Origin of the sequence: Mycobacterium sp. SM1, from assembly GCF_018361265.1 — a bacterium.
Lineage (GTDB): Bacteria > Actinomycetota > Actinomycetes > Mycobacteriales > Mycobacteriaceae > Mycobacterium.
Genome location: NZ_JAFLNH010000001.1, coordinates 1,343,768 through 1,355,025, shown reverse-complemented (window position 1 = coordinate 1,355,025; position 11,258 = coordinate 1,343,768). Strand labels below are relative to the sequence as shown.

Sequence of the window (11,258 nt, the reverse complement as noted above, 5' to 3'; positions counted from 1 at the left end):
GGACCGTCGCAGCAGCGTCCGGCGTCATCGAGGCGTGTCGGCCCTAACGTAAAGGGGATTGAAAATGTATGCCTACCAACTGAATTCGCATGGAAAGATCGTATTCCCATCGAACTGCTTTCCCGACCTCGACTTCTCCGCGTTTGAGACCCTCGAGCAACTCGACGCCGTCATCCAGCGCGACTTCGACGCCAAGGCGCCCACCGGAACCGACATCCTCGAGCGGATAAAAGCCGGCGGCTACCGGACCAAATACGAGCTGATGCGCGACATGGCGCTCAATCTGTTCTGGGCCAACCGCTACGCCATGACGATGTATGACGTTCGGCCGACCCGATGGGCCGACGTGCCCCGCCGGCGTGATGACGTCTTTGTGCCCATCCAGACACCTTGGGAAGGAAGCGAAACGAAGGTGTCCGCGGTGTCGGCCGCCTATCCGAATCTCCCCGCGCAGTGGGACGCCGAGCGTGAGGACGCCATCTTTGAGATCCTCTACGACGTCTTCGCCCACCGCCGAAACCACGCGACCAGGCTGTCGGCCGTCTTGCCTACGGTGGCGCAACTGCTGGCCGACCCCAAGAATCAAACCCTCCGGCTCAACCGCTATGACCCGGATTTCCGCCGTTACAGCTACGCCGAGATCATCGACTGCGACGAGGCCGTGCCCGAGTTGGAAGCCCTGCGTCGCTGGTCGATGGTTCTGCACAACCAGTATCCGTGGTCGCGCCGGCAAGCCGCCCTGGCCACCGTCGAGGACTTGAAAGACGACGACTTCGTCGTTGTTTTTCATCCCCGCAGCCGCGATGTCCAGCTGTTTTTGTCCCGGGTGAAATCCGGGCGCACGCCGAAGAAGACCGCGCCCACCGCCCGCGAGGTGATCGCTCCGGCTCGCCCGTACCGTGCTATCGATGTGCGTAACGACCTAACTGTTCAGCCCCGCATCGCGGCCATCGCGGCGGTACACGGCGAGCAGGTGTGCACCAACGAGGACATCATCCGTAACAGCGCCTATAACTGGTCGCCCATGTCGGCCGCGGAGATCATGGCGAAGACCGGCATCGAGCAGCGCCGCTACACCTGGGACAGCCTCGAGGAACTGGCGTTGCGCGCCGCTCGTTCGGCGCTGGCCCACGCCGGGACGGGTCCCGGTGAGATCGGGGGGGTCATCGTGTGCACCTGCACCAGCTCGCGGCTGATACCGTCGATCGCGACCTGGCTTTCCGGGCAACTGGGCATCTATCAGACGCACTGCTCATTCGACCTTGTCGCCGCGTGCGCCGGCCTGAGCTACGGGCTGGCCGAGGCCGTGCGGGTGCTGCAAACCGTTGAGCGGCCGGTGGTCGTGGTCTGCGCGGAAAAGTTCTCCGACAAAATCGGGAACGTGCGCCCGTCGCGGATGATTTTCGGGGACGGCGCGGCCGCGATTGTCATCGGTCCCGCGCCCGTGGGCGCAGCGCCGGACATCGACTACATCCAGACCTACGCCAGCGGCCCGACAAGCCAGGTCAACTCGATCTTGTGGCCCAACCCGGCGTTCGCCAACAACATCACCGTCTACGGTCCCGAGGTGAAGGCGCTCGCCGGGCGCTACCTCAAACAGATGCTCGACGACATCGCCGCCCTGCCTGACCCGGATGGGGCGGCGGGCTCGTTGCTCGACAGCGTCGAGCTCATCATTCCGCATCAGGCGAACAAGACTATGGTGATCGACCTGGCGGCCGCGGCCGGCGTTTCCGAAGATCAGCTCTACTTCAACATCGAACGGGTGGGCAACGCCTCCTCGGCGAGCATTCCGTTGGCAATACACGACGCGGTCCGCGACCGAGTGATCACCAAGCCGACCCGCATCTTCACACCCGGGTTCGGTGCCGGCGCGGTCGCCGGCTACACGGTGATGCGGGTCGATCCCGCCGTCGTCGCTCCCGAGGAGCCGCCGGCCGCCGCCGCCGAGTGGGCGGCACCGGGGGAGGGGCTTGCGATGCCCGCCGGCAGCGACATGGCCGCAGCATTCGGCTAGCTTTCGGGCGAGCTCAGCGTCGCCATCCGGCTGCCGGCCCTTAGGAATCGATCTACCAGCCGGGCCACGACGGCCGCCGGCCCGGGTTTTTGCAGATCATGGCCGGCGGGGATGGTGACCAGGTGGGCACCGGGGATGCGGGCCGCAAGCAGCGCACTATTGGCCGGGGGCACGGTCCGGTCGTGCTTGCCGCACACCACCAGTGTGGGGGCGCCGATGCGGGCGAGCAGGGGAATGCTTGACCAGGTGGTGATCGCGACCAGCTGCCAGAGCACACCTAACGGGTCGGGCCTGGCCCATGGCGTCGCCCGCCGCCGCGCCATCCAGAGCCGGACCGCGTCACGGCCACGCCCGGGAATCGCCCCGGCGCCACAGGATGTCGCCAGCAGCACCAGCCGGTTCACCCGGTCGGCGTGACTGGCCGCCAGCTGCTGCGCGATGGCACCGCCATGCGAAAATCCCACAACGTCGGCGCTGCCGACGCCGACCGCGTCGAGGACTCGGGTGGCGATATCGGCCAACGTGGGCATCGGCAACGGAAGGATCGGGGTATCGCTGGCCCCGACACCGGGACCGTCGTAGGTGATGACGGTCCTGCCGGGTAGCCAGCTGGCGAACGGCACCCAGCTGTGCATCGGCCGGGCCAAACCGTTGAGCAGCAGCACCGGTTCACCGGATCCACCGACCCGCGCCGCGATCCGCAGCCCGTGCACCGACACCACGATGGTGTCCGTTGCGCCGCCGTCCGCCGGCGGCCGGGTCACGCGGATTCCCGCACGTAGCTGCCGGGCGCCTGGCAGAGTTCGGGATAGTCGTCACTGCCTGGGCGATCGGGCGCGGCGACCAGCTGCCCGCCGCGCCCGGCGATCCACTCCGTCCAGTCCTGCCACCAGGTGGCCGCCACCAATTGCGCGTTCGCCTTCCATTCGGCCGGGTCGGCGGGCAGGCTCTCGTTCACCCAGTGCCTGGCCTTGGGATGGGGGGGATTGACAATACCGGCGATATGGCCGGACGTGCTGAGCACAAACCTGCTCTTGCCACCCAGCAGCTGGGTCGTCTTGTAGGCCGACGTCCACGGCACGATATGGTCATCCACGGCCGACAACACGTAGGTGTCGATGTCGACTCGGCCGGGGTCGAGGCGGACGCCATCGATCTCGAATTCGCCCCGGGCGAATTCGTTGCGCAGGTAGCAGGAGCGCAAGTACTCCGAGTGCATCCGCGCGGGCATTCGGGTCGAGTCCTCATTCCAGGCCAGCAGGTCGAACGCCGGCGGTTTGTTTCCCAGCAGCCAGTTGTTCGCCACGTAGTTGAAAATCAGGTCGTTGGGGCGCAACGCGCTGAAGGTCCGGGCCATCGCCGCCGAGTCCAGGTAGCCGCGCTTGCGCATCTGCTTTTCCAGTCGCGCGACCGTGCCGGCATCGGTGAACGCTCCGAGCAGTCCCGGCTCGGTGAAATCGGTGTGGGTGTTGATGAAGGTCGCCGACTTGATGGAGTCGTCACCGCGGGCGGCGTTGTAGGCCAGCCCGATCGCGGTGAGCGTCCCACCCAGGCACACCGACAGCGTGTTCACCGCGGCGGCGCCGGTGATCTCCCGAACGACGCGCACGGCATCCAACGGGCCCTTGAACAGATAGTCGCGGAATCCCAGCTCGCTCATCGACTCGTCCGGATTACGGTAGCTGATGGCGAAACACGTGTGCCCGTGCTGGACCGCCCACTCGATCAGGCTCCTGCCCGGCGCCAGATCCATGATGTAGTACTTGTTGATCCACGGCGGGCAAAACAGCAGCGGAACCTCGTACGTGGTCGGCGTCTGCGGCGCGTATTGGATCAGCTCGATGAGATCGCTGCGATAGGTGACGCTTCCCGGGGTGGCGGCGATGTTGACGCCGACCTCGAATCCGGACTTGTCCACTTGCGACGGCCATCCGCCGTTGTGGCGAAGATCGTGCAGGAAGTTCTTGAGGCCCCTGGCGACGCTCTTGCCGCCGGTGTCGAACGCCTTGCGGATCGCCGCGGGGTTGCCGGCAAATGTGTTTGTCGGGGCCAGCGCATCGACGAGAAAGCTTGCGGCTAAGCGCGCCTTCGCTTCTTGCGCTCCACCCGCTTCGGCGGTGTCGAGCAGTTCGCTGACGAGCTGGCTGAACAACAAATACTGCTGAGCCAGCAGAAAATACGCCGGATTCTCCTGATAGGCCGGGTCGGAGAACCGCTTGTCGCCCTGGGGGATCGCTATCGGCCCGGGGGTTTCACGGCCCACCGCGCGTTCCAACGCGGCCCGTAACGCCCCGGCAGACCCCCACACTAGCCGGGCGTGGGCGGCGATGAGGCCGGCCGGATGCTTCAGAGTCATCGCGAACGCGACCAGTAGCTCACGGAACAGCGAGGCCGGGTCGGTCACGAAGGTGACGTTTTCGGTGATTCCAATCAGGTCCTGCACGGGACCGGACCGGATGGGCGCGGCCGGCGTGGTCATGGGCCTCCTTCGGCACGATCAAGTGAGCGTAATTCGGCTCACCCCGGGCGATGTCAATATGCCGCGGCGCTGTCAGTATGCCTCGGCGACCACCGGATCCACATCAAAATCCAAAAGCGGAAGCCGTCAGCCGGGTGCCACGTGAACCGCTCACCGCTGGGCCCCGGCATCGGCTGCCTTGTTGTTGTTCGCTTCGATGTAGCTGCGGTACACGGCCAGCAGCGCCTGCTTTTGCGATGCCGTGAGCCGAGGGTCGGTGCGCAGCGCGGTTTCGGTCGCGGTGTCGTCCGGCGGGGCGGATCCGGGCATCAAGCCGGCCTGGGCGAACAGCGCCTCAGCGGAGAGATTCAACGCCTCGGCGATCGCTTTCAGCACACGCGCCGAGGGCTCGGCCAACCCGCGCTCGATCTGACTGAGGTAGGGGTTGGACACCGCCGTCATAGCCGAGAGTTCGCGCAGCGACAGATTTGCCATCTGCCGCTGCGCGCGAATGAACGACCCCAGAAGACTGCGGCTATCCGCCGGCGCTTCCGACATCGCCGTCCTCTCGTGGTTATCGCGCGGTGCCGGCCATATGAGCCATATGATGCCTACCGTACGATTATGCCGCGATTATGCCGCAGGGACTTTGCTCAGGCCGTCTTGGCCGGCGTCAGCGCGTCCAGCAGGGCCACCGTGAAATCTTTTTGCGCGGTAAGCAGCTCAGCAGCAAAGTCGAAGCCGTACGCAGTCACGGCGGGCACGTCGGGCAACCCCGCCTTGGCCGGAAGCTCAGCCAGACTCGAGGGCACCTGAGGCAATTTCTCGGTCAACCGCCGGGTCACGTCCAATGCTACGTTCTGGCTCTGCTTGACGACCGAAACCCACTGCTCACCGAGCTTTTGGGTAATGTCGAGGACGTCGATGGGGCTAAAGGCGTCAGCCATGTTTCTCCTTAAGTCGTGGGTGCAACCGACAGCGCTTACTTTAACAGGCAACTGCTAGATATATCAAATCAGCTGTGACTTCGGTTGCGCCCGCGGGGTCATCAATCGGCGTGGCTGCCGTTGCCGATTTGGGATTCTCTGTGCCGTGCGGCACATAGGCTTGGCACATGTTGCGTCCTGCAAGTTGGACTGGACTAGCGGGTGAGAGACCCGCCCCGGTCGGCACCGGAGCGCCGGGTAGCAGGCCCCGGCTCGTCGTCGAGGATGGGAAGGGGGATGGGGAACCAGCCCTGCATCGCAGGAACTGCGCCCCGGACTACCAATGGTTGACAGCGACGCGGTGAGAGTCACGTTCCCCGAACGAATCGCGATCGTCAACCGGGGCGAGGCCGCCGTGCGCCTGATCCGGGCGGTCCGCGAGCTGAATGCCGAATACGGGTGCGGCATCAAGACAATCGCTTTGCACACCGACGCCGAGCGGCGGGCCATGTTCGTCCGTCAAGCCGACGAGGCGGTGACTTTGCGCCGGAGGTCGGCGGGTGTGGTGTACCTCGACCACGCCGAACTGCAACGCGCGCTGCTGGAGTCCGAAGCGGACGCGGTGTGGGTCGGGTGGGGCTTCGTCGCCGAAGACATCGCCTTTGCGGAGCTCTGCGGGCGTTTGGGCCTCACGTTCATCGGGCCGCCGCCGGCCGCGATGCGCACCCTCGGCGACAAGGTGCAGGCCAAATTGCTGGCCGAGAAGGTGGGGGTTCCGCTCGCGCCATGGAGCGGCGGGCCGGTGAGCAGTTACGCGGATGCGGCTCGCCACGCGGAGGTCATCGGCTATCCGCTGATCGTCAAGGCCCGCAGCGGCGGCGGCGGCCGCGGCATCCGCAAGGTGTTCTCCCCCGACGAACTCGAAGTTGCGCTGGAGCGCACGCAAGGCGAGGCCGAGCGCGCGTTCGGCGACCCCGTCGTGTTCCTCGAACGCCTCGTCGCCGACGCCCGCCACGTCGAGGTGCAGGTCGTGGCCGACAACTACGGCAACGTCTGGGCGCCCGGGGTGCGTGATTGTTCGATCCAGCGCCGCAACCAGAAAATAATCGAGGAGTCCAGCTCCCCGGTTCTCACCACGGAGCAAGCCCGGCAGCTAAAAGCCGTCTCCGCCGAGCTTGTTCGCGCGGCCGGATACCGCGGCGCGGGCACCGTCGAGTACCTCTACCAGCCGGAGCGGCAGGTCTTCACCTTCCTGGAGGTCAACACCCGGCTGCAGGTCGAGCACCCGATCACCGAGGTGACCACCGGCATCGATCTGGTGAAACTACAGATTCTCCTCGCCGCCGGCAGCGCTTTGAGCGGTGAGTGCCCGCCGGAGTCCGGGCACGCCGTCGAGGCGCGCCTCAACGCCGAGGATGCCGACAAGGGATTCGCGCCCGCGCCGGGAACCGTGCGGTTGCTGAAGTACCCGCTCGGTCCCGGCCTGCGCGTCGACACCGGCATCGCGCAAGACGACGTCATACCGCCCGACTACGACTCGATGATCGCCAAGATCATTGCGTGGGGCCGCGACCGGCCCGAGGCGCTCGCGCGGCTGCGCGCCGCGCTGCGGGAGACGACCGTCGTCATCGACGGCGGCACGACCAACAAGTCTTTTCTGCTCGAGCTGCTGGATCGCGACGAGGTCATCAGCGCGACGGCCGACACCGGTTGGCTCGACCGGACCGGCGCCGGTGTCGCAACGGCCCCCGCGGCGACGGCGGACATTGCGCTGATCGCGGCCGCCATCGAAGCGTATGGAGCCGAGGAGAGCCTGGAACGGGCGGGTTTCCTGGCGTCGGCACGCGGCGGCCGGCCACGCGCGACCCACACCATCGGCAGAACCGTCGAACTCAGCCACCAGGGCCAGGCCTATCACCTGTCGGTGGGGCAGATCGGTCCGCACAGCTACCGGGTCGAAGGCGACGGCGGCGCACTCGTCGTCGACCTCGAGCGGCTCAGCGCTTACGAAAGCCGCCTAAGCGCCGGCAATCAGCGGTTTCAGCTCGTCACGGCCGCGGGACCCACCGGCTTCCTCGTCGAGGTGGACGGCATCAGCCACCGGATCGACCAGGACGAAGCCGGCCTGATCCGGGCCTCGGCTCCGGCGGTGGTTGTCGCCGTTCCGGTGGCCGTCGGCGAGCGGGTCGAGGCCGGCGCCACCCTCGTGGTCCTGGAAAGCATGAAGATGGAAACCGCGCTGCGCGCGCCATCGGCGGGGCGTGTCCGCGAGGTGTTGGCCACCGTCAACACTCAGGTCGACGCGGGAGCCCCACTGCTGCGCCTCGACCAGATCGGTGAGCGCGCGGCGGCTGAGGCCGCGCCGCGAGTCCAACTCCGCGCTCAGCCACGTAAAAAGGACTCCGACCCGCACTCCGAAGCCCTGGCCCGCTTGGCCGAACTCCGCGCTCTGATCACCGGTTACGACGTCAGCGCCGAGCGCGCCCGGCTGCTGCTCGCGGAATACGACGCCCTTCGTGACAGTCTGCCCCACGACGACGCCGAACTCGTCGAGGCCGAGCTCGCGCTCCTGGGCATCTTCGCCGACATCTGCGAGATTTCCCGCAACCGCCCGACGTTGGACGAACAGGACTCCGATGAGCGGGTGCACAGCCCGCGTGAGCACTTCCATTCCTTCTTGCGCTCACTTGACGCTCAACTAGAAGGACTGCCACCAGCGTTTTGCACGAAACTCATTCGCGCGCTGCGTGATTACGACGTCAGCACCCTTGAGCCCGGACCGGAGTTGGAGGAAGCGGTTTACCGGCTGTTTCTGGCGCTGCAGCGCATGGAGAACCAGGTGCCGGTGATCACCGCGCTGCTCGGGCGCTGGCTGACCGCCGATGTCGTTTCGGCGTTGCCCACGGCCGTGGGCGAGGTGCTCGAGCGGCTGATCGTGGCGACGCAGGTGCGCTACCCGGTCATCGGCGACATCTCGCGCAACCTGCGGTTCCGGCTGTTCGACGAGCCGCAGATCCGCAAGGCGCGTGAGCGAACCTATGACGGTGTGCGCGCACACCTGCGATATCTCACCGAGAATCCCGGCGCGCCGGACTACGGGTCCCGCATCGATGCCCTGGCCGCAACCTCAGAGCCGTTGATCGAGCTTCTGGCGCAACAGATTTCCAATCCCGGTCCGCTGCTCGAGGCCGTCACGCGCCAGTACTACGAGATCCGCGCACTCGAGGACGTCGAGAGCTTCGAGCGGGCGGGCGCCCAATTCGTCACCGGTAGCTATGAATTGGCGGGAGATCACCTGCGTCTGGTGTCGACGGTGACCGACCGCGAGCGGCTGCCCGCCACCCTCGGCGCCATCGACGCGATGTGCGGCCCCGGCGCCGAAAATCTCGTCGTCGACATCTATCTCTCTTGGCCGGACGCGCCCACCGACGGCGACCGCCTGGCCGACGAGTTGCGCACGGTGCTGGTGGCGCATCCCCGCGTGGCCGGCTGGCGCCGGGTGACCCTGACCGTGGTCGGGCACCAGCTGCACCAGGTGACGTTCCGTCCGGAGCGCGACGGCATAGCGGAAGACCGGACGATCCGCGACATGCACCCGTTGACCGGCCAACGCCTCGAGTTGTGGCGGCTGAAGAATTTCAACGGCACTCGCCTGCCCGCCGCGGAGGGCACCTACCTTTTCCACGTGGTGGCCAAGGACAATCCGGCCGATGAGCGCCTCGTCGCGCTGGCCGAGGTGCGTGACGTCACGCCCCAGCGCAACGAGGCCGGGGAGGTGGTCGGAATCCCGGCCATCGAGCGCACTCTCGCGGCATGCCTGGACGGTATTCGCCGTGCGCAGGCTCGGCGCGGCACAAGGCGGCTCGACAACAACCGCGTCGCCCTTTTCGTGTGGCCCGTGCTCGATATCCCCGCCGACCGTGCCGCGGTGATGGCGCGCCGCACGGCACCGCTGACGATCAACGCCGGCCTAGAAGAAGTCAGCATCCTGGCACGCATCACGGACAGCCCGGCGTCGCAGCCGCGGCGGGTGGCGATTTGCTTTTCGTACCGGCCCGGCGCCGGCATCGTCGCGAATGTGACCGCGCCCCCCACCGAGCCGTTGCGCCCACTCGACGAGTACGCGCAGAAGGTGCAGCGCTCGCAAGCCCGCGGCACGGTCTATCCCTACGAGCTGATCCCGCTCCTCACCGGCGGTGAGGGCAGTTTCATCGAGTACGACTTCGACGAGACGGGCGCCCTGGTGCCTGTCGACCGCCCCTACGGGCGCAACACCGCCGGCCTCGTCGTCGGCAAGGTTTCGCGCCCGACGGACCGCTACCCCGAGGGGATGACACGCATCGCCCTGTTCGGGGATCCGACGAAAGCCCTGGGCACGGTGGCCGAGGCCGAATGCGCTCGGGTGATCGCCGCGATCGACCTCGCCGAGGAGCTGTCGCTACCGGTCGAATGGTTCGCCTTGTCCTCCGGCGCAACCATTTCCATGCAAAGCGGCACCGAGAACATGGACTGGGTGGCGCGCGCGCTTCGCCGAATCGTCACGTTCACCCAGAACGGCGGTGAAATCAACGTCATCGTCGCGGGAATCAACGTCGGCGCACAGCCCTACTGGAACGCCGAGGCGACCATGCTGATGCACACCAGGGGAATTCTGGTCATGACACCCGACAGCGCGATGGTGCTCACCGGCAAGCAGTCCCTCGACTACTCCGGCGGGGTGTCCGCCGAAGACAACTTCGGCATCGGCGGCTATGACCGGGTGATGGGCCCCAACGGCCAGGCCCAGTACTGGGCGCCCAACCTGCAGGGGGCCTGCGAGATTCTTTTCGCGCACTATGAGCACACCTACGTCGCTCCGGGAGAACGTTTCCCGCGCCGCGCCGCGACGTGCGACCCGGTGGACCGCGACATTCGAGACTTCCCCCACGTGCATGCGGCCAGCGAATTCAGCACCGTCGGCGATATTTTCTCGGCCAGCGTCAACAAGGACCGCAAGAAGCCATTTGACATCCGGACGGTCATGCGCGCGGTGGTCGACCAGGATCACCCGGTGCTCGAGCGGTGGGCCGATATGGCCGACGCCGACACCGCCGTGGTGCTCGACGCTCACATCGGGGGAATCCCGGTGTGCGTCATCGGCATCGAGTCCCGGGTCATCCCGCGGAAGGGGTGGCATCCTTCCGACGGGCCGGACCGGTGGACGTCGGGAACTCTTTTCCCGCAGTCCTCGAAGAAGACCGCTCGAGCGATCAACGCCGCCAGCGGCAACCGGCCCCTAGTGGTGCTGGCCAACCTGTCGGGATTCGACGGCTCACCGGAATCTCTGCGGAAACTTCAGCTGGAGTACGGCGCCGAAATTGGGCGGGGCATTGTCAACTTCGACGGCCCAATCGTTTTCACCGTGATCTCGCGCTACCACGGCGGGGCTTTCGTGGTGTTCTCCAACGCGTTGAACGAGAGCATGGAAGTGCTTGCCGTCGAGGGGTCGTACGCCTCGGTTATCGGCGGCGCGCCGGCTGCGGCGGTGGTGTTCACCCGTGAGGTGAACGAGCGCACCGCAGCGGATCCGGCGGTGCGCGAGCTGGAAGCGCAGCTGGCCGCCTGCACCGACGCGGCGGCCAGCGCCCGGTTGCGGGTCAAGCTGTCCGCCGTGCGGGCGGCGGTGCGGTCGGACAAGCTCGGTGAGGTGGCTGCGGAGTTCGAAGCCGTGCACACCGTGGGGCGGGCCCGCCGGGTAGGTTCGGTTCACCGGATCATTCCGCCAGCCGAGTTGCGCCCGAGCATCGCGGCGGCGCTGGAGCGCGGGATGGCGCGAGTGGGTAAGCCCGACCGGTGAGTTACCGCTTGTATGGATCTA

General features: G+C 66.7%; 6 protein-coding genes. 2 read left to right on the top strand and 4 right to left on the bottom strand.

Translation table 11 applies throughout. The annotated features are described in order from the left end of the window. Positions 1–64 precede the first annotated feature (64 nt). The gene (locus MSM1_RS06295; protein WP_213440680.1) at positions 65–2,017 is read left to right on the top strand and encodes a 3-oxoacyl-[acyl-carrier-protein] synthase III C-terminal domain-containing protein; all 1,953 of its coding nucleotides are present in this window, start codon (positions 65–67) and stop codon (positions 2,015–2,017) included. On the opposite strand, the gene MSM1_RS06290 is transcribed toward MSM1_RS06295, so the two are convergent. The 4 genes from MSM1_RS06290 to MSM1_RS06275 form a co-directional block, all read right to left on the bottom strand. After that, positions 2,014–2,781: an alpha/beta fold hydrolase gene (locus MSM1_RS06290; protein WP_213440679.1), complete on the bottom strand. Its 768-nt coding sequence runs from the start codon at positions 2,779–2,781 to the stop codon at positions 2,014–2,016. The two genes, MSM1_RS06295 and MSM1_RS06290, sit on opposite strands and share 4 nt — an antisense overlap. After that, complete coding sequence (locus tag MSM1_RS06285) at positions 2,778–4,496, bottom strand: alpha/beta hydrolase (protein WP_213440678.1); 1,719 nt, start codon at positions 4,494–4,496, stop codon at positions 2,778–2,780. The genes MSM1_RS06290 and MSM1_RS06285 overlap by 4 nt, the downstream gene beginning before the upstream one ends. Positions 4,497–4,646: 150 nt before the next feature. Further along, positions 4,647–5,033, bottom strand: a complete 387-nt coding sequence (locus tag MSM1_RS06280; RefSeq protein WP_213440677.1) for a helix-turn-helix domain-containing protein — start codon at positions 5,031–5,033, stop codon at positions 4,647–4,649. Between the two features lie 95 nt (positions 5,034–5,128). Beyond that, entirely contained in the window at positions 5,129–5,422 is a 294-nt protein-coding gene (locus MSM1_RS06275; RefSeq protein WP_213440676.1) for a hypothetical protein, read from the bottom strand. A gap of 340 nt (positions 5,423–5,762) precedes the next feature. Here MSM1_RS06275 and MSM1_RS06270 point away from each other — a divergent pair, with 340 nt between their 5' ends. After that, positions 5,763–11,237 (top strand): carboxyl transferase domain-containing protein, encoded by a 5,475-nt coding sequence (locus MSM1_RS06270; RefSeq protein WP_307857295.1) that lies wholly within the window; start codon positions 5,763–5,765, stop codon positions 11,235–11,237. Positions 11,238–11,258: the final 21 nt, after the last annotated feature.